A 25,171-nucleotide genomic window follows, 5' to 3' on the forward strand; every position below is an offset into this window, starting at 1 on the left:
GATTTTCAGTGATGTCACCGTCACCAGTGAGAGGTAAGTACACATGTCACAGCACGCAGAGGCCGCCCGGATGGCTACTGTCGATCCTGCAGCCCAGGACAACTACATCTACAACCGCCTCCTCAAGGAGCGGATCATCTGGCTGGGCTCAGAGGTGCGTGACGAGAACGCCAACGCCATCTGCTCGCAGCTCCTGCTCCTTTCTGCTGAGAACCCGGAAAAGGACATTTACCTTTACATCAACTCTCCCGGTGGTTCCGTCACTGCAGGCATGGCGATCTACGACACCATGCAGTTCATCCCGAACGACGTCGTCACCGTTGCCACCGGGCTTGCCGCGTCCATGGGGCAGTTCCTGCTTTCCTCCGGCACGAAGGGCAAGCGGTACGCCACGCCGAACGCACGCGTCCTGATGCACCAGCCCTCCGGCGGCATCGGCGGCACGGCTTCGGACATCAAGATCCAGGCCGAACTTATCCTTCACATGAAGAAGGTCATGGCGGAACTGACGGCGGAGCAGACCGGCCAGACTGTGGACACCATCCTCAAGGACAACGACCGCGACAAGTGGTTCACTGCCACTGAAGCGCTTGAGTACGGTTTCTTCGACAAGATCGCTGCGCACGCGGGCTCTGTTGCCGGCGGCGGCGGCACGTCGAACTCGAACGGCACCTCGGGCGAATCAGCTTCCGAGAACTAGACCGGCACAAGAACACTCAGATCAGGAGCAACAAAAAATGAACTACAACTTCGGGTGGTCCGCCGGTAATCTTCCGTCCAGCCGCTACGTCCTGCCCCAGTTCGAGGAGCGCACCCCTTACGGCTTCAAGCGCCAGGACCCGTACACCAAGCTCTTCGAGGACCGCATCATCTTCCTCGGTGTCCAGGTTGACGACGCTTCCGCTGACGACATCATGGCGCAGCTGCTGGTCCTGGAATCCACGGACCCGGACCGGGACATCACCCTCTACATCAACTCGCCCGGCGGTTCGTTCACGGCCATGACGGCCATTTACGACACCATGCAGTACATCCGCCCGGAGATCCAGACTGTCTGCCTGGGCCAGGCGGCCAGTGCTGCTGCCGTCCTGCTGGCGGCCGGTACCCCAGGCAAGCGCCTGGCCCTGCCCAACGCGCGTGTCCTGATCCACCAGCCGGCACTGTCCGGGGGCCAGGGCGGACAGGCGTCCGACCTGGAGATCCAGGCCGCCGAGGTCATGCGCATGCGTTCCTGGCTCGAGGACACGCTGGCGCACCACTCCGGCCGGACGTCCGAGCAGGTCAACAACGACATTGAGCGCGACAAGATCCTCACCGCTGAAGAAGCCCAGGTGTACGGCCTGATCGACCAGGTCCTGGACTCACGCAAGATCAAACCGCAGGCCATCACCAGGTAGCGGTAAAGTAAAGCGCCGGTGGCGCCAATCATTTGGCTCCACCGGCCTTTTCCTTCCACCCTCGGAAGCGAATGTGACCTAGAGTGGATGTTGTCACGACCGGTCCAAGCAGGCTGGTGGAGATTCCAGCAACGGTGCAAGGCTGCCTGGCAGCAAGATACTAAGGGGTTCACATATGGCTCGGATTGGCGAGAGCACGGATCTGCTGAAGTGCTCTTTCTGCGGAAAGAGCCAGAAGCAGGTGCGCAAGCTCATTGCCGGGCCCGGTGTCTACATCTGTGATGAATGCATTGAGCTTTGCAACGAAATCATCGAAGAGGAACTTGCAGAGGTTGCCGATCTTGGCAGCTTCGAGCTCCCCAAGCCGCGCGAAATCTTCGACTTCCTGCAGGAATACGTCATCGGCCAGGAGCCGGCGAAACGCTCCCTCGCCGTCGCCGTCTACAACCATTACAAGCGGATCCAGGCCGGCCACGCGCCGAAATCCGGGTCCCTGGCCGAGGGCGGCCACCACGACGACGTCGAGATCGCCAAGTCCAACATCCTCCTCATCGGACCCACCGGCTGCGGAAAGACCTATCTGGCCCAGACGCTCGCCCGCCGCCTGAACGTGCCTTTCGCGGTAGCGGACGCCACCGCCCTGACCGAGGCAGGCTATGTGGGTGAGGACGTCGAGAACATCCTCCTGAAGCTCATCCAGGCCGCGGACTACGACGTCAAAAAGGCCGAGCAGGGCATCATCTACATCGACGAGATCGACAAAATCTCCCGCAAGAGCGAAAACCCCTCCATCACCCGCGATGTTTCCGGGGAGGGCGTCCAGCAGGCGCTGCTGAAAATCCTGGAGGGCACCGTTGCCTCCGTTCCTCCGCAGGGCGGCCGGAAGCACCCGCACCAGGAATTCATCCAGATCGACACCACCAACGTTCTGTTCATCGTGGCCGGAGCCTTTGCCGGGCTCGAGGAAATCATCGGCTCGCGGTCCGGCCGGAAGGGGATCGGCTTCGGCGCACCCCTGAACGACGCCAGCAAGAAGATCGACTCCTATGGTGAAGTGATGCCGGAGGACCTGCTGAAGTTCGGGCTTATTCCCGAATTCATCGGCCGGCTGCCCGTGATCACCACTGTGTCCAACCTGGACCGCGACGCCCTGATCCAGATTCTTTCCACGCCCAAGAACGCCCTGGTGAAGCAGTACCAGAAGATGTTCCAGATTGACGGCGTGGAGCTGGTGTTTGACGACACCGCCCTGGACGCAATCGCGGAGCAGGCACTGGAACGCGGCACCGGTGCCCGCGGTTTGCGCGCCATCATGGAGGAAGTGCTGCTCCCGGTGATGTTTGATCTCCCCAGCCGCGAAGACGTCGCCAGTGTGGTTATCACTGAGGACGTCGTCCTGAACGGCGCAGAGCCGACCATGATCCCGCACGTCACCAAGCGCCGGAAGTCTGCCTGATCCGGGACCCGTCCGGGCCCATCTGCTGACCCACGCGCCGTACCACCACATCGTTGGCTGCCGTCTGCGCAGCCGGCCACCCGGAAGGATGTCCCATGACTGAAGCTGCTGCCAATACTGAAACTGCACGGAACAAGGCGGACTTCTGGTTCGATCCGCTGTGCCCCTTCGCCTGGATCACTTCGCGCTGGATCGGCGAAGTGGAGGGCGTCCGCGACATTGAAACCGTGTGGCACGTGATGAGCCTCGCTGTCCTGAATGAGGGCCGCGACCTTGAGCCCGCCTACCGCGAGTCCATGGACAACGCGTGGGGCCCGGTCCGTGTGATCATCGCCGCGCAGCAGGAACACGGCCAGGAAGCAGTCAAGGCGCTGTATGACGCCATGGGCTCGCTGATCCATGAGCGCGGCGAGAAGGACCGCGCCGTGGTCATCACCAAGGCACTCGCGGAATGCGGTCTTCCTGCCGAGCTGGCAGCAGCCGCCACCACCGACGCCTTCGACGCCGCACTGCGCGCAAGCCACGAGGAAGGCATCTCGCTGGTAGGCCAGGACGTGGGAACCCCTGTGGTGGCCTTCAACGGAACCGCGTTCTTTGGGCCCGTCCTTGCCCGCATCCCGCGCGGCGAAGACGCCGGCAAACTGTGGGACGCCACCACGGCGCTTGCCTCCTACCCGCACTTCTTCGAGCTCAAGCGCAGCCGCACCGAGCGGCCCGAATTCGACTAGGAGCGGTCCTGCCCGCCGGCAGGGCACCACGCTGAAGAGCCCCGGCAGAACTACCTGTTTGTAGTTCTGCCGGGGCTCTTGCGCATCCCTGGGGGCAGGACAAGAATGGTCTTTACCCACTTCGAAAGAAGAGGGACGCAGAAACCAAAGATTCAGTGATATGCATTCAACGCAGCCATCGGCAAAGTTAGAAGCAGGCTACCAGTGACGAGGTAGGAAGACCTGAAAATCTGAGGATTCTGCCAGACCATCAGAGACGTCACCGGATGGCCGAAAAGTCGAAGCCCCACCAACGGCAAAACGCTGATGGGGCTTCCCCTTTGCCCTGAAACAGGCAGGCTGTAAACCGGTCAGGCCTGGGCAGGCTCCTCGGTGGCAGCCAGGGCCACCTCACTGACGGTCAGGTCGCCGTCGCCCACCAGCAGGGTGATTTCCCGGGCGTTGGAGGCGGCCTTGAGGTCGGCTAGTCCCGCTTTCAGCTGCGTGGTGAGTGCTTCCGAAGCGGTGATGGTTGCCGAGAGAACCTCTGTGCGCTGCTTGACCTTTGCCTCGGACTTCGCCTTGCGCACACCGCTGAGCGCAACACCGACGGTGGCGAGCATCGTGGTATCACCGCCGGGGACGTCCAACGGTGCGGGCCACTGGGCGCGGTGGACGGAACCATTGCGCCACCATCCCCAGACCTCTTCGGTGGCAAAGGGAAGGAACGGCGCGAACAGCCGGAGCAGGGTGTCCAGGGTGGTGGCCAGGGCTGCGAGCACGGAGGCCTGCTCGGCCTCGCCCGCGGCGCCGTAGGCCCGGTCCTTGATAAGTTCCACGTAGTCGTCCGTGAACTGCCAGAAGAAGCCTTCGGTGATCTGCAGCGCGCGGGCGTAATCGTAGTTCTCGAACGCCTTGGTGGACTGGGCCACCACCTCCGCGAGCTGGGCGAGGACGGCCCGGTCCAGCGGGTTGCTCAGCACCGAAAGGTCGCCGGAGAGCACTGATGCCTCTGTTGCGCCGAGGTTCAGGACAAACTTCGAGGCGTTCAGCAGCTTGATGGCCAGGCGCCGCCCGATCTTCATCTGCGCAATCTCGTACGCGGTGTCGGCGCCGAGCTTGGCCGAAGCGGCCCAGTAGCGGACAGCATCCGAGCCGTATTCCTCCAGCACGTCGGTGGGGACCACCACGTTGCCCTTGGACTTGGACATCTTTTTGCGGTCCGGGTCGAGGATCCAACCGGAGATGGCGGCGTGCTTCCACGGCGCGCTGTTCTCCAGTGCGTCCGCACGGACCACCGAGGAGAAAAGCCAGGTCCGGATGATGTCGTGGCCCTGCGGCCGGACGTCGAACGGGAACACCTTGTCGAACAGGTCCTCGTCGCGCTTCCAGCCGCCCACGATCTTGGGCGTCAGGGAGGACGTGGCCCAGGTGTCCAGGATGTCGGCGTCGCCGGTGAAGCCGCCGGGAACATCACGCTGGGCCTCGTCGAAGCCCGGGGCGGCGTCCGCAGCGGGGTCCACCGGCAACTGGTCGTCGGAGGGCACGATGGGGGAGTCGTAGTCCGGGTTGCCGTCGGCATCCAGCGGGTACCAGACGGGGATGGGCACACCGAAGAAGCGCTGGCGGGACACCAGCCAGTCACCGTTCAGGCCGGAGATCCAGTTCTCGTAGCGTGAGCGCATGAAGGCGGGGTGGAAGTCGATCTCCTGGCCGCGGGCGATGAGCCGCTCCCGGCGGTCCTCGTCCCGGCCGCCATTGCGGATGTACCACTGGCGTGAGGTCACAACTTCAAGGGGCTTGTCGCCCTTCTCGTAGAAGTTCACGGGGTGCATGATCTTCTTGGGCTCGCCCTCGAGCAGGTCCGCGGCGGTGAGGAGCTTCACCACCTCTTCCTTGGCGCTGAAGACGGTCTTACCCGCGATCGCGGCGAAAGCCTCCCGGCCAATGTCGGTAGTGATCCACTCCGGGGCCTCGCTGATGATCCGGCCGTCCCGGCCCACGATGGCACGGGTAGGAAGCTGCAGTTCGCGCCACCAGGTAACGTCAGTCAGGTCACCGAAGGTACACACCATGGCGATGCCGGAGCCCTTATCGGCTTTGGCGAGCGGGTGCGCCTTGACCTCAACCTCGACGCCGAAGACGGGGGACGTGACCTTCTTGCCGAACAGCGGCTGGTACCGTTCGTCGTCGGGGTTCGCCACCAGTGCGGCGCAGGCGGCCAGCAGTTCGGGACGGGTGGTTTCGATGTAGATCCGCTCCCCGTCCTCCGTGAAGAACGGGTAGCGGTAGTAGGCGCCGGGCACTTCGCGGTCCTCCAGCTCGGCCTGGGCCACCGCCGTCCGGAACGTGACGTCCCAAAGGGTGGGGGCTTCGGCCATATAGGCGTCGCCCGCGGCGAGGTTGGCCAGGAACGCGCGCTGCGAGACTGCCCGCGAGTTGTCGTCGATGGTGCGGTAGGTCAGCTCCCAGTCCACGGACAGGCCAAGCGTCTGGAAGAGGTTCTCGAAGACCTTCTCGTCCTCGACGGCAAGCTCCTCGCACAGCTCGATGAAGTTCCGGCGGGAGACCACGTCGAAGTCCCGCTGGTTCTTCGCCGGCTGCGCCGGCGGCTGGTAGTCGGCGTTGTAGGGGATGGAGGGGTCGCAGCGGACGCCGTAGTAGTTCTGCACGCGGCGTTCGGTGGGCAGGCCGTTGTCGTCCCAGCCCATGGGGTAGAACACGTTCTTGCCGGTCATGCGCTGGTAGCGCGCCAGCACATCGGTCTGCGTGTAGGAGAACATGTGTCCCACGTGCAGTGATCCGGAGGCGGTGGGAGGGGGAGTGTCGATCGAGTAGACCTGTTCCCGGGTGGTGTCCCGGTTGAACTTGTAGGTCCCCTCGGCAAGCCAGCGCTGCGTCAAGGCAGCTTCGAGGCCTTCGAGGGCCGGCTTGTCCGGAACGTTGATGGGGGCGGTATTGGGCGTGTCTGTACCCTGCGTGTCTTCAGCCATCTGCCAATTGTTTCATGGACGGGCCCGTCCGCTGGTCGGCAGCGTCGCCGGCGGCCACCCGGGCACCGGTGTCATGGGACGACATGCCCCCGGGCCTGCCCCGCGCGGCTGCCGCTAGGGTGGTGCCATGACTTCGGACGTGCAGAACAAGGCAGCTTTGGTGACCGGCGCGAGCAGCGGAATCGGGGAGGCGACGGTCCGTGCCCTTGCCGCCCAGGGGTGGACAGTGTTCGCCGTGGCCCGCCGCGAGGAGCGTCTTTCCGCCCTCGCAGCCGAGACCGGCGCCGTCGCTATTCCTGCTGACATTTCCGAGGACGACGACGTGTCCCGGCTGCTGGCCCGGGTGACCGAAGCCGGGGGCATAGACACCCTGGTCAACATCGCCGGCGGAGCCAGGGGAGCGGACGCCATCGGCGCCGCAAGCACGGAGGACTGGGAGTGGATGTACCGGGTCAACGTCCTGGGCACCATGAAGCTCACCCGCGCATTCCTGCCGATGCTCCGCGCCCACGGCGAAGGGACAGTGCTGAACCTGACCTCCACGGCCGGCCTGACCGCCTATGAGGGCGGAGGCGGCTACAACGCTGCCAAGTTCGCCCAGCATGCCATGACCGGGGCGTTGCGGCTCGAGGAAGCGGAAAACAATCTCCGGGTCATTGAGGTGGCGCCCGGTCTCGTTTATACCGAGGAGTTCGCGCTTAACCGGTTGGGTGACAGGCAGGCAGCGGAAAAGGTGTACCAGGGGGTGGAGAAGCCGCTCACGGCGGAAGATGTGGCGGAGGTGGTCCGTTATGCCGTGACTGCACCTCACCACGTCAACCTGGACCAGATTGTGATCCGGCCTGTGGCGCAGGCCGCGAACCACAAGCTGATCCGCAAGGGGTAGCGACTACGGCGGCACCAGGCGTGCCGCCACTGCCTTCCGTTCCGCCCACCGCCGTGCAACTGCGGGCGCTTATTGGTGGCCCGGCCGTGGAAATAGTAGACTCGAAATCGGCTACGACCCGGCTATCACCGGTGAGCTTCCGGAAGAACGCGCAAGCCGCCTGCCAGGCGGGGAGCGTCAGTAGAACCGGACGGGTAAGCCCGTCACAGCAGTAATGAGAGGCCGGAGCACACCTGTTCCCCCGGGAACTGGCAGCGCCGGTAAGTGAGGTGGTACCGCGGTGAGCGTGTGGTCCGGCGGACAACACGGCAACCGTCCTCGCATCCTGAACGGAACTGACAGGCGCAAGCCGGCAGTTCGCCAAGCTCAACCCAGGATGTCGAGAATGACGTATTACCCCAAGGCCTCAGCCTCCACCAGTGGCACGCCCCTTCGCGGTGCAGGTGTCTCCGCTTCCGTGAAGTTCCCGGAAATCGAAGAGCGCATCCTCAAGTACTGGGACCAGGATGGCACCTTCCAGGCCAGCATTGACCAGCGCAGCGCGGACGCCCCCGGCGGTGAACCCGGCAGCAACGAGTTCGTCTTCTATGACGGCCCGCCCTTCGCCAACGGCCTGCCGCACTACGGCCACCTGCTGACCGGCTACGCCAAGGACCTGGTGGGCCGCTACCAGACCCAGCGCGGCAAGCGCGTGGAGCGCCGCTTCGGCTGGGACACCCACGGCCTGCCGGCCGAGCTGGAAGCCATGAAGCAGCTGGGCATGACGGACAAGACCCAGATCGAAGCCATGGGCATCGACAAGTTCAACGACGCCTGCCGCGCCTCCGTGATGAAATACGCCGACGAGTGGCGGAACTACGTGACGCGCCAGGCCAGGTGGGTGGACTTTGACAACGACTACAAGACCCTCAACGTCGAGTACATGGAGTCGGTCCTCTGGGCGTTCAAGCAGCTCCACGAAAAGGGCCTGACGTACAACGGCTACCGTGTGCTGCCGTACTGCTGGAAAGACGAGACGCCGCTGTCCAACCATGAGCTGCGCATGGACGACGACGTCTACAAGAACCGCCAGGACCAGACCGTTACGGTGACCTTCCCCATCACCGCCGGCGAATCCGAACTCTCGCGACAGCTCGCCGGCGTCCAGGCCCTCGCCTGGACCACCACGCCCTGGACCCTTCCCACCAACGCCGCGCTCGCCGTCGGGCCCTCCATCACCTACGCCGTGCTGCCGGCGGGGCCCAATGGCATCAAGGCCGCCTCCGCCGACGCGCCCGTGAACGGCAGCTTCCTGCTCGCCGCGGACCTGCTGGCCAGCTACGCCAAGGACCTGGGGTACAACGACTACGACTCGGCACAGGCCGCCGTCGTGTCAACCCACACCGGCGCGGAGCTGGAAGGCCTCGCGTACCAGCCGCTGTGGCATGACTTCGCGGACAACGAAAAATACGGCATGGAAAATGCCTGGCGGTTCCTCGTGGCCGATTACGTCACCACCACCGACGGAACCGGCATCGTCCACCAGGCGCCCGCCTACGGCGAGGATGACCAGAAAGTCTGCGAAGAGGCCGGCATCCCGGTGATCCTCTCCGTGGACGAGGGCGCGAAGTTCCTCCCGCTCTTCAAGCACGGCGACCTGCACGACATCGTTGGCCTGCAGGTCTTCGAAGCCAACAAGCCCATCACCCAGGTACTCCGTGCCCAGGGCCGCCTGGTCCGCCAGGCCAGTTATGAGCACAGCTACCCGCACTGCTGGCGCTGCCGCAACCCGCTGATCTACCGGGCTGTGTCCTCCTGGTACGTGGAGGTCACCAAGTTCAAGGACCGGATGTCCGAACTGAACCAGGAGATCAACTGGATCCCCGGCAACGTCAAGGACGGCCAGTTCGGCAAGTGGCTGGCCAATGCCCGCGACTGGTCCATCAGCCGCAACCGCTACTGGGGCAGCCCCATCCCCGTGTGGCAGTCCAGCGACCCCGAGTACCCGCGCACGGACGTCTACGGCTCCCTCGCCGAGATCGAGGCGGACTTCGGCCGCCTGCCGCTGAACAAGGACGGCCAGGTTGACCTGCACCGCCCGTTCATCGACGAACTGACCAGGCCCAACCCGGATGATCCGCGCACCCCGGAAGAGGGCCAGTCGGTGATGCGCCGCGTGGAGGACGTGCTGGACGTCTGGTTCGACTCCGGTTCCATGCCGTACGGCCAGGTGCATTACCCGTTCCAGAACGAAGCCTGGTTCGATACCCACAACCCCGCCGACTTCATCGTGGAGTACATCGGCCAGACCCGCGGCTGGTTCTACATGCTGCACATCCTCTCCACGGCGCTGTTCGACCGGCCCGCCTTCCGCAACGTCATCAGCCACGGCATCGTGCTGGGCTCGGACGGGCAGAAGATGTCCAAGAGCCTGCGCAACTACCCGGACGTCTCCGAGGTGCTGGACCGCGACGGCTCGGACGCCATGCGCTGGTTCCTGATGTCCAGCCCCATCCTCCGGGGCGGCAACCTGGTGGTCACCGAGCAGGGAATCCGCGACGGCGTCCGCCAGGTCATCCTGCCGCTGTGGAACGTCTACAGCTTCTTCACGTTGTACACGAACGCCGCTTCCGGCGGCGCAGGGTATGACGCTCAGCTCCGTTATGACGGCTACGCCGACACGCTGGACCAATACCTGTTGGCCAACACCGGCGAACTGGTCCGGAACATGACGGTGCAGCTGGACACGTACGACATCTCCGGCGCATGCGACGAACTGCGCAGTTACCTGGACATGCTCACCAACTGGTACGTCCGCCGGAGCCGCCAGCGGTTCTTCGACGAGGACCAGGACGCTTTCGACGCCCTGTTCACCGCGCTGGAGACTGTCTCCCGCGTGGCGGCGTCCCTGCTGCCGCTGGTCTCCGAGGAGATCTGGCGGGGCCTTACCGGCGGCCGCTCGGTGCACCTGGCCGACTGGCCGGACGCCGGCCTGTTCCCGGCCAACCCGGGCCTGGTTGAGGCCATGGACAAGGTCCAGCAGATCTGCTCCACCGGTTCCTCGCTCCGCAAGGCAGCCAATCTCCGCGTCCGGCTGCCGCTGCAGGAACTGACCGTAGTGGCACCCGGCGCCGACGCGCTGGGTGGATTCGCCGGCGTCGTGGCCGACGAGCTCAACCTCCGCTCAGTCAGGCTGCTGGACGCAGCCACTGCCTCTCCGGAGGAGTTCGGGATCCAGCAGAAACTGGTGGTCAACGCCCGTGCTGCCGGCCCGCGCCTTGGCAAGAACGTGCAGCTGGCCATCAAGGGGTCCAAGTCCGGTGACTGGTCAGTCCAAACAATCGATGGTGTCGACGGCGTCGTTGTTTCGGGAGGGCTCCAGCTGGAGCCCCAGGAGTACACGCTTGAGACAGTGGTGGCTGAGTCCGAGGGCGGCAGCGCCTCCGTCGCCGTGCTTCCGGGGGGCGGCTTCGTGGTCCTCAACACCGAGGTCACACCCGAGCTGGAGGCCGAAGGCCTGGCCCGCGACATGGTCCGCGCCATCCAGCAGGCGCGCAAGGACGCCGGGCTGAATGTCAGCGATCGGATCCGGACCGCCGTGACTGCCCCGCAGAACGTCGTCGACGCCCTGCTTGCCAACGCCGACCTGGTCAAGGGCGAAACCCTCACCGTGAACCTCACGGCGGAACCCGCGGACATCGCAGAGCCGGCAGTTGCCGTCGAAAAAGTAGAGGCGTAATCCATGACTGACGAATTTTCCGTAGAGAGCGTCTATGCCGAGCTGCTGGGCCGGGCGCCGGAAAACAAGATGGAGCCGCGGCTTGCCCCGCTGTTCCGGGCGATGGACGTGCTGGGGGAGCCGAACAAGGCGTTCCCGATCATCCACGTCACCGGGACCAACGGCAAGACCTCCACGGCCCGGATGATCGAATCGGTCCTGCGGGCCCACGGCCTGAGCACCGGACGGTACACCAGTCCGCACCTGACCAAAGTCACCGAACGGATCAGCATTGACGGGCATCCCGTCCCGGATGAGACCTTCGTCCGGATTTGGGACGAAATCCGGCCGTACCTGGAAATTGTGGACTCCGAGCTGGAGGCCGACGGACAACCGCGGCTGACGTACTTCGAATGCCTCACCATCCTTGGTTTTGCGATTTTCGCCGACCAGCCGGTTAACGTGGCGGTCATCGAGGTGGGCCTGGGCGGCATCACGGACGCCACGAACGTGGGGGATGGGCAGGTCTCCGTGGTCACGCCCATTTCGCTCGACCACACCGACCTGCTGGGTGACACCACCGAAGACATTGCCTACGAAAAGGCCGGCATTATCAAGCCCGGCGGCTACCTCATCAGTGCCGCGCAGCCCCTGAACGCGGCCCAGGTCCTGCTGGAGAAGGCCAAGGACGTGGGCGTGCCCTTCAAGTTCGAGGGAGTGGAGTTCGGCGTCGAGTCCCGGACCGTGGCCGTTGGCGGCCAGATGGTCACCATCCAGGGCATCGCGGGCCGCTACCCGGACCTGTTGGTGCCGCTTCACGGTGCCCACCAGGCGCAGAACGCAGCCGTGGCGGTAGCTGCCCTGGAGGCATTCTTTGGCGGCGAAAAGGAACTCGGATTTGACGTGCTGCAGGAAGGCTTCGCTGAGGTCACGTCCCCCGGCCGGCTTGAGGTGGTCCGCACGGCACCCACCATCGTGGTGGACGCCGCCCATAACCCCGACGGCATCAAAGTCTCTGCGGCTGCCCTTCAGGAGGCCTTCACCTTCACCAAACTTGTCCCGGTGGTGGGAATCCTCAAGGAAAAGGACGCCGAGGAGATCCTCCGCCAGCTCAAGGAATCCCTGGGGGAGGTAGCCGAGGAATTCTGCTTCACGCAGTCCAATTCCCCGCGTGCCGTTCCCGCCGCCGAACTTGCCGAGCTCGCCATCGACCTCGGCTTCGGCGAGGACAACGTCCACATAGAGGAAAAGCTCGACGACGCCCTGGAGTGGGCGGTGGAGCGCGCCGAAGCAAACGATGATCTTTCCGGCGGCGTGCTGGTGACGGGTTCGATCACGCTGGTGGCCGAAGCCCGGATCCTGCTCGGGAAGACGGAGGCGTAGGCAGTGGCCAAGCTGACCAAAGCCCAGCGCGAATGGCGGCCGGGGATGCCCAAGAAGCGTCGCTCCACCAAGGTGATGTTCGCTTCCACTGTGTTGCTCCTGGAAGCCTTCGTCATGTTCTTCGCCACCCTCGCGGTGTTCGGGTTGCGCCGTGGTGACTTCCCGCCGGCACTGATCCTCGGCGTCGGCATCGGCATGAGCGTAGTAATGATTGTCGCCTGCGCCTTCCTCACCAAACCCTGGGGCATCGGGCTCGGGTGGATCCTGCAGCTTGTCCTCATCCTCACCGGGATCTTCGAGCCCGCCATGTTCCTGGTGGGCGCCCTGTTTGCACTGGCCTGGTGGTACGGGATCCGCACCGGAATCCGCCTCGACCGGGAAGCCGGTGAGCGTGCCCGCGAGCAGGCTGCCTGGGAGGCCGCCCATCCGGACCAGGCCGCCGGCCCCGGCCAGCAGCCCCCGTCCCCGTAAACAAGTCCCCGTAGACTTGACCCGAAACCCCATACCAACGCATTGGAGCAGTTGTGACTACTGAGCGCACCCTCGTCCTGATCAAACCCGACGGCGTCGCCCGCAACCTCACCGGCGCCATCCTGGCCCGGATCGAAGCGAAGGGCTATACCCTGGCGGAGCTGAAGAAGGTGGACGCGTCCAGGGAGCTGCTGGAGCAGCACTACGAGGAGCACGTGGGCAAGCCCTTCTACGAGCCCCTGGTCGACTTCATGCTCTCCGGCCCCGTGGTGGCAGCAATCTTCGAAGGCCACCGCGTCATCGAAGGCTTCCGCTCCCTGGCCGGCACCACCGACCCCACCACGGCAGCGCCCGGCACCATCCGCGGCGACTTCGGCCGCGATTGGGGCCTGAAGGTGCAGCAGAACCTGGTGCACGGATCCGACTCCACGGACTCCGCCGAGCGCGAGATCAAGATCTGGTTCCAGGACTAAGCAGTCCGGGTGACAGATCCCAGATGACAGATAAGGCCGATGTTCCTCGGGAACATCGGCCTTATCTGTCATCCCGCGGGGTGTGTGGAAGCCTAGAAGCCCGAGGTTCCGGCGAAAACCTGGATGAAGGCAAAGAAGATGCTGGCGATGACGGCCACGTAGAGCAGCGCTGTGATGATCCAGCCGGAGTCGCCCAGGATGCGGGCTGCGTTCGCCGGCACCGGAATCACCCCGGCGGTGATGTTCCGGATGGTCACCCAGACGAAGAGGGGAATCATGGCTGCCCAGACGATCATGCAGAACGGGCAGAGGACGTGGATGTCGTAGAGCGCCTGCGACCACAGCCACACCACAAAGATGAAACCCAGCGTGACGCCTGCCTGCAGCCCTGCCCAGAACCAGCGCGCAAAGGTTGCCCCCGCCAGCAGCGCCATGCCTACCGTGATGATGACGCCGAACGCCACGATGCCGATAAACATATTGGGGAAGCCAAACAGCGAGCTCTGCCAGGTCTGCATCACCTGGCCGCAGGAGATCCACGGGTTCACATCGCACACCGTAGTGTGGTTGGGGTCCTGAAGCACCGCGAGCTTCTCCAGGACCAGTGTTCCCGAAGCGAGCCAGCCGATGACCCCCGTGACCACCAGCAGCCAGCCGAAGGGCCGGTTCCGGGTCACCGCAGGGAGAGTTCCTGCTGTCCTGCCGGCCGGGTCGCTGTCCTGGTTCAGGCTCCGTTCCTGGGCCGGGGTGCCGCTGAGGGGGGAGATGCTGGGCATTGGTGTGGCGTCCTTTTCATCCGGTGCTCCTTGCCTGATTGTAACGCCGGAGGCTGGAAGGACCGTCCAGAAGAGGGGAAGAACCCATGGATTTCGCGCTGCCTCCGACGTGATTTAGCCCGGGTATGAGAGAATGAACATGGCTGGAAGCCGATCCACATTCGGACTCCGGTCCGGTGGCTTGTTCCCAAGACCGCCAATGACGAGCAGGGCAGGCATCGGTCTCACCGAGGCAGTCTCCCGCGACTCCATTGAGCGGCACCTGGTTGTGGCATGTAGAACAACGGGTTTCAGAACATCCCGCCGGCCCCCACGGGCTGCCGCACCCCACTGCCGGTGCGAACCTGGGGGTATCCACTTGACTTCTGTCAACGCCTGCGGGTTTTGACAATATGTGCCCCAATGGGTGCCGGATGTGGCGGTACGTCAGGGGCAGGAGTGTTGCCACATATGGATAATGAACAAGTTTCTGCCGTTAACGACGAAGCAGCGGCCACGGAGGCCGACGCTGCCCCCAAGAAGGCCACGAGGACCCGCCGTAAGGCCGCTCCCAAGGCTGAGGCCTTGATCCCCGAAGCAGGCCTTCCCGGAGCCGGTACCGCAGCAGGCACCCCCGCCGACGTCGAGGCTTCCGCAGCCGGCGCTGCCGTAACCGGTGTTGCTGAAACCGGTGCAGTGGAAGCCGTCGCCCCGGAGGCCAAGGCTCCCGTCCGGCGGACCCGCGCCCGGAAGAAGGCTGAAACCGCTGTGCCCCTCCCGGCTTTCGCGGAAGATGCAGAGCCCGAAGCAGTGTCCGGCCTGGATGCCGCTGCCGGCGCCGGCGCTGATGCCAGTGCAGGTGCCGACGCTCCCGATCTCCCGGCCGCCGAGCCCGCTGCAGAACCCGCCGTTGAGGCAGCCGAGACGAAGCCGGTCCGCCGCCGTCGGGTTGCCACCCGGAAGACCTCGGCACCGGCCGCCGCAGCGGAGCCTGCAACGGAACCCGCAGATCTCCAGGCAGCTCCTGTTGCGGCCGAAGCGGTTGAGGCAGCTGCCGTGCCCGCAGCAGCCACCCAGCCGGCATCGGTCGAGGCTGCTGCTGAAGAAGCTCCTACAGCAGAAGCCCCCACAGCAGAAGCTCCTACAGCAGATGCCCCGGCTGCAGAGGCGGCGCCGAAGGCGGAAGCCCCGCAGGCAGCAGCTTCCGGGGAGCAGGCACCGGCCGCGCCTTCCAGCCCCTTCGGCTCTCTGTTCATGGAACCCGCTTCCCCCACCTCCGTGCTGTTCCAGGCGCCGGACCTGAGCACGGTGGTGCGTCCGGTTCCCGCAGCCGTGGAAGTGGCGCCGGAGGACGACGCCGATGAGGACGATTCAGAGGACGCCAACGGCCGCCGCAAGCGCAGGGGCCGCGGCCGCCGCGGACGTAGCCGCATTGGTGAGCGTGAGGCCGGCGCCGGCCTCGAGGGCAGCGAAGATGCTGACGGCGATGCTTCCGACGACGCCGACGAAGAGTCGGCCGGGCAGGTCGAAGACGGTGTAACGTCCCGCCGTCGCCGCCGCCGCCGCCGTGGCGACCAGGACCTCGAACTGACGGGCGGGGGAGACGACGATCCGCCCAACACCGTCACCCGCGTCCGCGCCCCGCGTGCCGTGAGCGAACCGGCCGTCAGCAACCGCGTCACCAGCGTCAAGGGATCCACCCGCCTGGAGGCGAAGAAGCAGCGCCGGCGCGAGTCCCGTGACACCGGCCGCCGCCGCACCGTCATCACCGAGGCCGAGTTCCTGGCCCGCCGCGAGTCTGTCGACCGGCAGATGATCGTGCGCCAGCGCGACGACAGAATCCAGATCGCCGTCCTCGAAGACGGCGTCCTGGCCGAGCATTTCGTGTCAAAGACCCAGCAGGACTCGCTGATCGGCAACGTGTACCTGGGCAAGGTCCAGAACGTGCTGCCGTCCATGGAGGCCGCCTTCGTGGACATCGGACGCGGCCGCAACGCCGTCCTGTACGCCGGCGAAGTGAACTGGGATGCCGTGAACGTCGAGGGTAAACAGCGCCGCATCGAAAACGCGCTCAAGTCCGGCGATACCGTCCTGGTCCAGGTGACCAAGGACCCCGTGGGACACAAGGGCGCCCGCCTGACCAGCCAGATCTCCCTGCCCGGCCGTTACCTGGTGTTCGTGCCCGGCGGCTCCATGACCGGCATCTCCCGCAAGCTGCCCGACGTCGAACGCAACCGCCTCAAGCGCATCCTCAAGGACCGCCTGCCCGAGCAGGCCGGCGTCATCGTCCGCACCGCCGCCGAAGGCGCTTCCGAGGAAGAGCTGACGCACGACATCAACCGGCTGCGCGCCCAGTGGGAAGGCATCGAGAGCCAGTCGAAGTCCACGAAGATCCTCGCCCCGGAACTGCTTTACGGCGAACCGGACCTCACCATCAAGGTGGTCCGTGACGTCTTCAACGAGGACTTCTCCAAGCTGATCGTCTCGGGTGAGGAAGCCTGGGACACCATCGAGGCGTACGTTACCTATGTGGCGCCGGACCTGGTGGGCCGCCTCGAGAAGTGGACAAAGGACCAGGACATCTTTGCTGCCTGGCGCATCGACGAGCAGATCCACAAGGCCCTGGAGCGGAAGGTATTCCTGCCATCCGGCGGTTCGCTGGTGATCGACCGCACCGAAGCCATGACCGTGGTGGACGTCAACACCGGCAAGTTCACCGGCAGCGGCGGCAACCTCGAAGAGACGGTGACCAAAAACAACCTTGAAGCTGCGGAAGAAGTGGTCCGCCAGCTCCGCCTGCGCGATATCGGCGGCATCATCGTCATCGACTTCATTGACATGGTCCTCGAATCCAACCGTGACCTCGTTCTCCGCCGCATGGTGGAGTGCCTGGGACGCGACCGCACCAAACACCAGGTTGCCGAAGTGACGTCCCTCGGCCTGGTGCAGATGACGCGCAAGCGGATGGGCACCGGGCTGCTGGAAGTATTCGGCGAGCAGTGCGAAACGTGCGCCGGCCGCGGCATTGTCACCCACGACGACCCCGTGGAGCACCGGCGGGCCAACATCGTGGCGGCTGAGCACCACGTCCAGCGGTCAGACAGCCGTCCCGAAGCCCGCAGCGAAAGCCACCGCAACGAGGCCCCGCGCATCGACAGCAGCCAGCCGGGCGTACGTCCGGACCGCAAACGGCGGCGGGGCCGCGGCGGCCAGCAGCCGGACATTGCCCCGGCAGTTGCCGTGCACGTCCACACGGTCCAGCCCGACCCCACGGACGCTGAGCGGCACGCCAAGGCGGAGGCTACCCGGTTGGCCCTCGCCAACATCGCCGCCGCAGCACATGCAGCCCACCTGCACGACGACGAAGTGGCGGCAGCCAGGCAGGCGGCTGCGGAGCAGCCAGCCCCTGCAGTGGACGCTGCAAGGCGCGACGACGATACGCGTCCGGCTGCCGTGCTCACCTTCGGCGGTGAGAAGGTGGTGTTGCCCTTCGTTGAGCACGCTGAAGAGCAGCAGCCGAAACCGGCTCTGACCCTGGACCGGCTCGCTGAAGCCTTCGCCCACCTCGGCCAGCCGGCGAGAGCGGAAGCGCAGCCCGAGCAGGCAGAACCGGAGGAGAAGCCGGCGGAGCGCGGGGAACCGGTCCAGCCCGCACAGGTGCCGGTTGCTTCAGCCGCTGCTGCAGCACCCGCCAAGGACTACACCGACCACACTCTGGAGCAGTCCCGGCAGCGCCGGCCGCGGCGCAACCGCAGTGCCAGCCGTGCCCAGGGAGCTGCCAACGAAACCACAGTGCAGCACCATGAAAGCGTGGCGGCGGCCAGCACAGGGCATACGCACGAGGCAAAGGCCCCGGCGCCGGCCGGTACCGCGGACTCCAGTGGAGGAAGCGCAGGCACCGAAAAACCGGCAGCAAAGCCGGCCGATGCGCCCATCATCCTGGGCGTAGGGGTGCCTGCCTCGGAGCTCTAGGAGCCACCAGTACGGAATGCCCGGTCAGCCACAGCAGTGGCCGGCCGGGCATCCTGCGTTAACTCCAGTAGATGAAGTGCAGTCTCGGCCTAAGCAGGGAACGAAGAGCAGGTGCCGGTCGCAATGTGTCACCTTCGGACTGCGCCTGGCAAAAAAGCTAGGCTGGGGAAACGACACGGGGTGCCGCGCAGAGAGCCGGCTGAGATCCACACCCGTTGAACCTGTCCGGTTAGCACCGGCGAAGGGATGTCTCTTGTCTGCGACTCTTGTAATGCCCACTGCCTCCCCGGCAACCTTCACTGCGGCACCAACAACACCAGGCCGGCAAATACCACGGGTCCTCTCCATCGCCGGCTCCGATCCTTCCGGCGGCGCCGGCATCCAGGCCGACCTGAAGAGCATCGCAGCGCTCGGAGGCTACGGGATGGCTGCCATTACTGCCCTCACCGCCCAGAACACGCACGGTGTCCGGTCCGTTCACGTGCCCCCTGCCGCGTTCCTGGTTGAGCAGCTGGATGCCATCAGTGACGACATCGGCATAGATGCCGTGAAAATCGGGATGCTGGGCAACGCCGAGGTGATCGAGGCGGTGGGGGCGTGGGTCCGGAAGGTGCGTCCCGCCGTCGTGGTCCTGGACCCGGTGATGGTTGCCACCAGTGGTGACCGCCTCCTGCAGGAGTCCGCGGAAGCGGCACTGCGCGCGCTCCTGCCGCTTGCCCACCTCATTACCCCCAACCTGGCGGAGCTCGCCATGCTCGTTGGCGGGGATCTGCAGGACAGTTGGGCCGGGGCAGTGGAACAGGGCCGCGCCCTCGCCGCTGCCACGGGCGCAACAGTGCTGGTCAAGGGCGGCCACCTGGAGGGCAACGAGTGCCCCGATGCGCTGGTCAGCACCACCGGCCTGCTCTCCAATGAAGTGGTGGTGGTGCAGGGGGAGCGGCTGGAAACCCGGAACAGCCACGGCACCGGCTGTTCGCTCTCGTCCGCAATGGCAACCGCCCAGGCGCGGCTGGGGAACTGGGAAGCGTCCCTCCGGGAGGTCAAGCCCTGGCTCGCCGGCGCTCTTGAGGCATCCGAAGCGCTGGAGGTGGGAACGGGCAGCGGGCCCGTGCACCACTTCCATCACCTCCGGCCGCAGCCTTCCAAAGGGAGCTTCGCGGCACAACTCCGGGGCGAAGCGCAGCAGTACCTGGATGACATCCATGCCTTGGACTTCATCCGCAACCTGGCTTCAGGCAGGTTGGAGGAGCATAAGTTTGCGTATTACCTTGCACAGGACGCCATCTACCTCAACGGCTATTCGCGCGTACTGGCCAGGGCGAGTGCGCTTGCACCCACCGAGGCAGAACAGCTCTTCTGGGCGGCCTCAGCAGGGCAGTGCCTCGAGGTCGAGTCGGAGCTCCACCGCTCGTGGCTGGCCACGCGGAAGGTCCGGCCCCGGCTGGGCCCGGTGACCAAGTCCTACGTGGACCACCTGACCGCGGCATCGGCGTCGGGCAGCTACGCGGTTCTGGCGGCGGCCGTCCTGCCCTGCTTCTGGCTCTACGCGGAGGTGGGGGCAACGCTGCACGCCCAGTTCGTTGCCGCCGGCGAACCTCCGGCGCACCCTTATGCCAACTGGCTGCGCACCTACGCCGACGAAGACTTCGCAGCTGCCACCCGGAGGGCCGTAGCAATAGTGGATGAAGCGGGGCGCAAGGCCTCCGCCGCGGACCGGTTGGCCATGGTCACGGCCTTCAAGCAGTCCTGCCGGCTGGAGGTGGACTTCTTCGACGCGCCGCGCCTCCACTCCTGACCACTCGCGAGCGGGTTGGCCGGTACTATGGTGGGGCATGGTGCGGACGCCGGAGTTGAACTGTGGTAACTATCACAGACAATCGGCCGGGACCAGCCTCATTTGCGGCCGGAGACAAAATTAGCGTATTCTGGATCTTCGGTGCTTACGCCAACACTTGGGTTATGACCCCACGGCGTTGAGGCACAGCGAGAAACCAGGCTTTCATGGCCGGTTCCGCACGCAAATTTTGTAATAAACGTCGAGAGAAGTGAGTTCCCAAGTGGTGTACGCGATTGTCCGCGCAGGCGGCCGGCAAGAGAAGGTTTCCGTTGGAGACTTCGTTACCCTGAACCGCGTCGCCGGTGGAGCTGGCAGCACCATTCAGCTGCCCGCGCTGCTCCTGGTTGATGGTGACAAGGTCACCACCGCCGCTGCTGACCTGGCCAAGGTAACTGTTACGGCTGAGATCCTGAACGACCTCCGTGGTCCGAAGATTGTGATCCAGAAGTTCAAGAACAAGACCGGCTACAAGAAGCGCCAGGGTCACCGCCAGGAACTGACCAAGGTCAAGATCACTGGTATCCAGTAACCTTCGTTACTGTTCAGGTTTTTCAGCAGATCCCCAGAATTTAGAGGCAGGCATTTCAAATGGCACATAAAAAGGGCGCGAGCTCCACTCGCAACGGTCGTGATTCCAACGCTCAGTACCTCGGCGTAAAGCGCTTCGGCGGCCAGGTTGTTTCCGCAGGCGAGATCATCGTCCGCCAGCGCGGCACCCACTTCCACCCGGGCGCCGGCGTTGGCCGTGGCGGCGACGACACCCTGTTCGCACTGACCCCGGGAGCCGTTGAATTCGGAACCCGCCGCGGTCGTCGCGTGGTCAACATCGTTGCTGCTGCAGCTGCAGAGTAACAACTAGTTCTGAAGCGGTGGAGCGGGCCAGATGGTCCGCTCCACTGTTCTTTTAACCGCATTACAATCGTCTTGGCGCCCCACGGCGTCCAGGAAACAGCACTGAGGAGATTCACGTGGCCAGCTTTGTAGACCGGGTAGTACTGCACGTATCCGGCGGTACCGGCGGCCACGGATGCGTTTCCGTCCACCGCGAGAAGTTCAAGCCGCTTGGCGGTCCCGATGGCGGCAACGGCGGCAACGGCGGCGACGTGATCCTTCGCGTGGACCATCAGACCACCACCCTCCTTGACTACCACCACGCTCCCCACCGCCACGCCACCAACGGTGGCCCGGGCATGGGCGACTGGCGCGGAGGCAAGAACGGTGAAACGCTCATCCTCCCCGTCCCGGACGGCACGGTGGTCAAATCCAAGGACGGCACAGTCCTCGCGGACCTCGTCGGCGAAGGCGCCGAGTACGTGGCCGCAGCAGGCGGCATCGGCGGCCTCGGCAACGCCGCGCTGTCGTCGCAGAAACGCAAGGCTCCCGGGTTCGCACTGCTCGGCATCGAAGGCGAATCCAGCGACATCGTGCTGGAGCTCAAGTCGATCGCCGACATCGCCCTGGTGGGCTTCCCGTCCGCTGGCAAGTCCAGCCTCATCGCGGCCATGTCCGCGGCCAGGCCCAAGATCGCCGACTACCCCTTCACCACCCTTGTTCCCAACCTTGGCGTGGTCCAGGCCGGTGACGTCCGTTTCACCATTGCCGACGTTCCCGGCCTCATCGAAGGCGCCAGCGAGGGCAGGGGCCTGGGCCACCACTTCCTGCGCCACGTGGAGCGCTGCGCCGCGCTGGTGCACGTCCTGGACTGCGGCACCCTCGAATCGGACCGCGACCCCCTCGCCGACCTCGCCATCATCGAGGCGGAGCTGGAAAAGTACGCCGTGGACATGAGCTATGCGGGGCAGGACGGCGAAGTTGTTCCGCTCAACCACCGCCCCCGCCTGGTCGCGTTGAACAAGGTGGACCTGCCCGACGGCAAGGATATGGCCGAGTTCGTGCGCCCGGAACTTGAATCCCGCGGCTACCAGGTGTTCGAGGTGTCCGCCACCAGCCATGAGGGCCTGCGTCAGCTCGGCTTCGCCATGGCTGGCATCGTCAAGGCCGCCCGCGATGCTGTGGCCGCCGCGCCGCCCAAGGTCCAGCCGGCCGTGCTGCGGCCCCGGGCGGTCAACGAATCCGGCTTCAAGATCCGCCGCGAGGAGAAGGGCCTCGAGCCGCTGTTCCGCGTCCTTGGCGAGAAGCCGGAGCGCTGGGTCAAGCAGACGGACTTTACCAACGAGGAAGCCATCGGCTACCTGGCTGACCGCCTCGCCAAGCTGGGCGTTGAGACGGAGCTGTTCAAGCAGGGCGCCAAGCCCGGCGACACCGTGGTCATCGGCGGGGAAGACGGTGTCGTCTTCGACTGGGAGCCCACCATGATGGCCGGCGCGGAACTCCTTGCCTCGCCGCGCGGCACGGACATCCGCTTCGCCGATATCGGTGACCGTCCCACCCGCGGCCAGAAGCGCGAAGAGCAGCAGGAACGCAAGGACGCCAGGGCGGCCGCCCGTGCGGAGCTGGAAGCAGAACGCAAGGCCGGCATCTGGACCGAGTCCGTCAGCAGTCGCAGGGTCGCCAAGCCCCTCAAGGAGAGTGGGCTGGACGCAGGCGATGAATTCTAGGCCTGCAGCTGCGGAACCGCTTACCCGGTCCGTGGACAGGAGCGTCCTCGCCAGCGCCGGCCGCGTTGTGGTCAAAGTGGGTTCGTCGTCGCTGACCAGCATCAAGGGCGGCATTTCGGAAGAGTCACTGACGGCTCTGGCAGACGCGCTGGCCGCCAAGCGGAATACGGGAACCGAGATCATCCTCGTGTCCTCCGGCGCCATCGCCGCCGGCCTCGCCCCACTGGGCCTCGCTAAACGTCCGCGCGACCTGGCCACCCAGCAGGCTGCCGCGAGCGTTGGGCAGGGCCTGCTGATGGCCCGCTACACCCAGGCCTTTGGCGCGCACGGGGTAACCGTGAGCCAGGTCCTGCTCACCGCCGATGACCTGATGCGGCGGAGCCAGCACACCAATGCATTCCGCGCCCTGGACCGGCTGCTCAACCTTGGCGTGGTGCCGGTGGTGAATGAAAACGACACCGTAGCCACCCACGAAATCCGGTTCGGCGACAACGACCGCCTCGCCGCCCTGGTGGCCCACCTGGTGCGGGCGGACGCGCTGGTGCTGCTGTCCGACGTCGACTCCCTGTACGACGGACCGCCGTCGCTCGGTGCAAAGAGGATCCCACTCGTTGAAGGCCCCCAAGACCTGGAAGGCGTGTCCATCGGCAAGACCGGCAAAGCCGGCGTCGGAACCGGCGGGATGCTGACCAAGGTGGAGGCAGCAACCATGGCCGCCGGCTCGGGCATCCACGCCCTGGTCACGTCAACGCCCAACGCTGCTGCGGCGCTGAACGGTGAGGACGTGGGCACCTGGTTCACCGTCAACGGAGCCCGCAAACCCGTCCGCCTGCTGTGGCTGGCACACGTGGCGTCCGTGCAGGGCCGCCTGGTCCTGGACGACGGCGCCGTGAAGGCTGTGCGGCACCACCGCACTTCGCTGCTGCCTGCCGGGATCTCCGCCGTGCACGGTGACTTTGAAGCGGGCGACGCCGTCGAGATCGCCAGTGCCGACGGCACCGTGGTGGCCCGCGGACTGGTGAACTACTCTTCGGCCGAGCTGCCCCAGATGCTGGGCAGGTCCACCCGGGACCTTGGCGAGGCGCTGGGGAGCGGCTATGACCGTGAAGTTGTTCATGTGGATGACCTCGTGCTGGTTTGAGCTCCGGGCTCGCCTAAACTTGGAACATGACTGAGGCCCTGATCCACACGACCGCCGAAAACTCCGGAGATACCGCTGCGCCTGCCGGCGCGCCGACCGTTGAGTCCCCTGCGTCTCCGGTTTCGGCTGAGGTTCAGCTTTCGTCCGGGGACGTCGAAGCAGCAGTCCACGCCATCGCTGACCGATCCCGCCACGCCGCGCGCCGGCTGGCCATGGCGAACCGTGCCTGGAAGGACCGCGCGCTCCGGGCCGTAGGCGCCGCCCTGCAGGAGAGCACCGCTGCCATCCTGTCCGCAAACGCGAAGGACGTGGCAGCAGGAAAAGCCAACGGCACCTCCGCCGCCATGCTGGACCGGCTCACACTGACTGAAGCCCGGATCGCAGGGCTCGTGGCCGCACTCGAGAACCTCGCCGGCCTGCCCGATCCGGTGGGCAATGTGGTCCGCGGACAAACCCTCCCCAACGGTTTGCGCCTACGGCAGGTCAACGTACCCATGGGCGTTGTGGCTGCCATTTATGAGGCACGCCCGAATGTCACCGTGGACATCGCCGGGCTGGCCCTCAAGAGCGGCAACGCCGTAATCCTGCGTGGAGGAAGTGCTGCGGAGGCCACCAACAAGGTCTTGGTGCGGCTGTTGCGCGAGGCACTCGAATCCGTCGGCCTGCCCGCCGACGCCGTCCAGACAGTTGACCAGTACGGCCGCGCCGGGGCCAACGTCCTGATGCGCGCCCGCGGCAGGGTGGACGTACTGATTCCCCGCGGCGGCCGTGAGCTGATCCAGACCGTCGTGACCAACTCCGCCGTACCGGTCATTGAGACGGGGGAGGGGAACGTGCATATCTTCATTGACGAGTCCGCCAATGAAGACATGGCCGTGGAGATCCTCCTCAATGCCAAGACGCAGCGGCCCAGCGTGTGCAATACCGTGGAAACCCTGCTGGTCCACTCCGCCTCAACGGTATTGCCCGCCGTTGCCGCCGCCCTAAGCAAGGCCGGAGTCCGGCTGCACGCCGACGAACGTGTCCGCGCGGCCCTTCCCGCATCAATCCAGTCGGAACCGGCCACCGACGAGGACTGGGGCACCGAGTACATGGACCTTGACCTTGCTGTTGCCATGGTGGACAGCCTGGACGAGGCCGTCAAGCACATCCGCACCTGGTCAACGGGGCACACCGAGGCGATCCTCACCAACGACCTCTCCAACGCCGAGCGGTTCATTGCCGAAGTGGATTCCGCCGCCGTCATCGTCAACGCCTCCACCAGGTTCACCGACGGCGGGGAACTTGGCCTGGGCGCGGAGGTGGGAATCTCCACCCAGAAGCTGCACGCGCGGGGTCCAATGGGCCTGACTGAACTCACTACCACCAAGTGGATCGTGCAGGGCGAGGGCCAGGTCCGCGGGTAGCAACGCGGTAACATAGACCAGAAGTCAGAAACGGCGGAG

At 65.4% G+C, this 25,171-nt stretch carries 18 protein-coding genes and 1 riboswitch; of the genes, 16 read left to right on the forward strand and 2 right to left on the reverse strand.

Features of this window, described 5'->3' with window-relative positions:
- Positions 1 to 70 precede the first annotated feature (70 nt).
- The 4 genes from QFZ70_RS07845 (at position 71) to QFZ70_RS07860 (ending at position 3,581) form a co-directional block, all read left to right on the forward strand.
- On the forward strand, positions 71 to 700 hold the full coding sequence (locus QFZ70_RS07845) for an ATP-dependent Clp protease proteolytic subunit (RefSeq protein WP_307097827.1): 630 nt from the start codon (positions 71 to 73) through the stop codon (positions 698 to 700).
- A gap of 37 nt (positions 701 to 737) precedes the next feature.
- A complete protein-coding gene (locus QFZ70_RS07850) occupies positions 738 to 1,397 on the forward strand; it encodes an ATP-dependent Clp protease proteolytic subunit (protein WP_013601337.1) in 660 nt (219 codons plus the stop codon).
- Positions 1,398 to 1,572: 175 nt separating this feature from the next.
- Positions 1,573 to 2,853: an ATP-dependent Clp protease ATP-binding subunit ClpX gene (clpX, locus tag QFZ70_RS07855; RefSeq protein WP_307094824.1), complete on the forward strand. Its 1,281-nt coding sequence runs from the start codon at positions 1,573 to 1,575 to the stop codon at positions 2,851 to 2,853.
- Positions 2,854 to 2,948: 95 nt separating this feature from the next.
- Positions 2,949 to 3,581, forward strand: a complete 633-nt coding sequence (locus QFZ70_RS07860; protein WP_307094825.1) for a DsbA family protein — start codon at positions 2,949 to 2,951, stop codon at positions 3,579 to 3,581.
- A 350-nt stretch (positions 3,582 to 3,931) separates the two neighbouring features.
- Here the strand turns inward: QFZ70_RS07860 and valS are convergent, their stop codons facing one another.
- The gene (gene valS, locus QFZ70_RS07865; RefSeq protein WP_307094826.1) at positions 3,932 to 6,553 is read right to left on the reverse strand and encodes a valine--tRNA ligase; all 2,622 of its coding nucleotides are present in this window, start codon (positions 6,551 to 6,553) and stop codon (positions 3,932 to 3,934) included.
- A gap of 127 nt (positions 6,554 to 6,680) precedes the next feature.
- On the opposite strand from valS, the gene QFZ70_RS07870 reads away from it, so the two are divergent.
- The 5 genes from QFZ70_RS07870 (at position 6,681) to ndk (ending at position 13,463) form a co-directional block, all read left to right on the forward strand.
- Positions 6,681 to 7,439 (forward strand): SDR family oxidoreductase, encoded by a 759-nt coding sequence (locus tag QFZ70_RS07870; RefSeq protein ID WP_307094827.1) that lies wholly within the window; start codon positions 6,681 to 6,683, stop codon positions 7,437 to 7,439.
- A gap of 385 nt (positions 7,440 to 7,824) precedes the next feature.
- Positions 7,825 to 11,157 carry an isoleucine--tRNA ligase gene (ileS, locus tag QFZ70_RS07875; protein ID WP_307094828.1) on the forward strand — a complete coding sequence of 1,111 codons (3,333 nt, stop codon included), beginning with the start codon at positions 7,825 to 7,827 and terminating at the stop codon, positions 11,155 to 11,157.
- A 3-nt stretch (positions 11,158 to 11,160) separates the two neighbouring features.
- Positions 11,161 to 12,519 (forward strand): folylpolyglutamate synthase/dihydrofolate synthase family protein, encoded by a 1,359-nt coding sequence (locus QFZ70_RS07880; RefSeq protein ID WP_307094829.1) that lies wholly within the window; start codon positions 11,161 to 11,163, stop codon positions 12,517 to 12,519.
- 3 nt (positions 12,520 to 12,522) lie between these two features.
- Entirely contained in the window at positions 12,523 to 12,990 is a 468-nt protein-coding gene (locus tag QFZ70_RS07885) for a DUF4233 domain-containing protein (RefSeq protein ID WP_307094830.1), read from the forward strand.
- A 53-nt stretch (positions 12,991 to 13,043) separates the two neighbouring features.
- A complete protein-coding gene (gene ndk, locus QFZ70_RS07890; protein ID WP_307094831.1) occupies positions 13,044 to 13,463 on the forward strand; it encodes a nucleoside-diphosphate kinase in 420 nt (139 codons plus the stop codon).
- Between the two features lie 92 nt (positions 13,464 to 13,555).
- Here the strand turns inward: ndk and QFZ70_RS07895 are convergent, their stop codons facing one another.
- Positions 13,556 to 14,239 carry a vitamin K epoxide reductase family protein gene (locus QFZ70_RS07895; protein ID WP_307094832.1) on the reverse strand — a complete coding sequence of 228 codons (684 nt, stop codon included), beginning with the start codon at positions 14,237 to 14,239 and terminating at the stop codon, positions 13,556 to 13,558.
- 450 nt (positions 14,240 to 14,689) lie between these two features.
- Between QFZ70_RS07895 and QFZ70_RS07900 the strand changes: the two genes are divergently transcribed.
- The 7 genes from QFZ70_RS07900 to QFZ70_RS07930 all read left to right on the forward strand — a co-directional run bounded on the left by QFZ70_RS07900 (position 14,690) and on the right by QFZ70_RS07930 (position 25,132).
- Positions 14,690 to 18,190 (forward strand): Rne/Rng family ribonuclease, encoded by a 3,501-nt coding sequence (locus QFZ70_RS07900; protein WP_307094833.1) that lies wholly within the window; start codon positions 14,690 to 14,692, stop codon positions 18,188 to 18,190.
- A 166-nt stretch (positions 18,191 to 18,356) separates the two neighbouring features.
- Positions 18,357 to 18,454: riboswitch (TPP riboswitch) on the forward strand.
- Positions 18,455 to 18,461: 7 nt separating this feature from the next.
- Positions 18,462 to 19,985 carry a bifunctional hydroxymethylpyrimidine kinase/phosphomethylpyrimidine kinase gene (thiD, locus tag QFZ70_RS07905; RefSeq protein ID WP_307094834.1) on the forward strand — a complete coding sequence of 508 codons (1,524 nt, stop codon included), beginning with the start codon at positions 18,462 to 18,464 and terminating at the stop codon, positions 19,983 to 19,985.
- Positions 19,986 to 20,247: 262 nt separating this feature from the next.
- Positions 20,248 to 20,556, forward strand: a complete 309-nt coding sequence (gene rplU / locus QFZ70_RS07910; protein WP_306639081.1) for a 50S ribosomal protein L21 — start codon at positions 20,248 to 20,250, stop codon at positions 20,554 to 20,556.
- 59 nt (positions 20,557 to 20,615) lie between these two features.
- Positions 20,616 to 20,879 carry a 50S ribosomal protein L27 gene (gene rpmA / locus QFZ70_RS07915; protein WP_009372867.1) on the forward strand — a complete coding sequence of 88 codons (264 nt, stop codon included), beginning with the start codon at positions 20,616 to 20,618 and terminating at the stop codon, positions 20,877 to 20,879.
- 116 nt (positions 20,880 to 20,995) lie between these two features.
- Positions 20,996 to 22,585 carry a GTPase ObgE gene (obgE, locus tag QFZ70_RS07920; RefSeq protein WP_307094835.1) on the forward strand — a complete coding sequence of 530 codons (1,590 nt, stop codon included), beginning with the start codon at positions 20,996 to 20,998 and terminating at the stop codon, positions 22,583 to 22,585.
- Positions 22,575 to 23,726 (forward strand): glutamate 5-kinase, encoded by a 1,152-nt coding sequence (gene proB / locus QFZ70_RS07925; protein WP_307094836.1) that lies wholly within the window; start codon positions 22,575 to 22,577, stop codon positions 23,724 to 23,726. The genes obgE and proB overlap by 11 nt, the downstream gene beginning before the upstream one ends.
- 26 nt (positions 23,727 to 23,752) lie before the next feature.
- Positions 23,753 to 25,132 (forward strand): glutamate-5-semialdehyde dehydrogenase, encoded by a 1,380-nt coding sequence (locus tag QFZ70_RS07930; protein ID WP_307094837.1) that lies wholly within the window; start codon positions 23,753 to 23,755, stop codon positions 25,130 to 25,132.
- Positions 25,133 to 25,171 lie beyond the last annotated feature (39 nt).

The sequence above is a fragment of the Arthrobacter sp. V1I9 genome (assembly GCF_030817075.1).
Lineage (GTDB): Bacteria > Actinomycetota > Actinomycetes > Actinomycetales > Micrococcaceae > Arthrobacter.

Excerpts from the sequence above, each read along its gene's own strand:
- QFZ70_RS07845 (WP_307097827.1), top strand. The coding sequence starts at position 71 with ATGGCTACTGTCGATCCTGCAGCCCAGGACAACTACATCTACAACCGC.
- QFZ70_RS07850 (WP_013601337.1), top strand. The coding sequence starts at position 738 with ATGAACTACAACTTCGGGTGGTCCGCCGGTAATCTTCCGTCCAGCCGC.
- clpX (WP_307094824.1), top strand. The coding sequence starts at position 1,573 with ATGGCTCGGATTGGCGAGAGCACGGATCTGCTGAAGTGCTCTTTCTGC.
- QFZ70_RS07860 (WP_307094825.1), top strand. The coding sequence starts at position 2,949 with ATGACTGAAGCTGCTGCCAATACTGAAACTGCACGGAACAAGGCGGAC.
- valS (WP_307094826.1), bottom strand. The coding sequence starts at position 6,553 with ATGGCTGAAGACACGCAGGGTACAGACACGCCCAATACCGCCCCCATC.
- QFZ70_RS07870 (WP_307094827.1), top strand. The coding sequence starts at position 6,681 with ATGACTTCGGACGTGCAGAACAAGGCAGCTTTGGTGACCGGCGCGAGC.
- ileS (WP_307094828.1), top strand. The coding sequence starts at position 7,825 with ATGACGTATTACCCCAAGGCCTCAGCCTCCACCAGTGGCACGCCCCTT.
- QFZ70_RS07880 (WP_307094829.1), top strand. The coding sequence starts at position 11,161 with ATGACTGACGAATTTTCCGTAGAGAGCGTCTATGCCGAGCTGCTGGGC.
- QFZ70_RS07895 (WP_307094832.1), bottom strand. The coding sequence starts at position 14,239 with ATGCCCAGCATCTCCCCCCTCAGCGGCACCCCGGCCCAGGAACGGAGC.
- QFZ70_RS07900 (WP_307094833.1), top strand. The coding sequence starts at position 14,690 with ATGGATAATGAACAAGTTTCTGCCGTTAACGACGAAGCAGCGGCCACG.
- thiD (WP_307094834.1), top strand. The coding sequence starts at position 18,462 with ATGCCCACTGCCTCCCCGGCAACCTTCACTGCGGCACCAACAACACCA.
- rpmA (WP_009372867.1), top strand. The coding sequence starts at position 20,616 with ATGGCACATAAAAAGGGCGCGAGCTCCACTCGCAACGGTCGTGATTCC.
- proB (WP_307094836.1), top strand. The coding sequence starts at position 22,575 with ATGAATTCTAGGCCTGCAGCTGCGGAACCGCTTACCCGGTCCGTGGAC.
- QFZ70_RS07930 (WP_307094837.1), top strand. The coding sequence starts at position 23,753 with ATGACTGAGGCCCTGATCCACACGACCGCCGAAAACTCCGGAGATACC.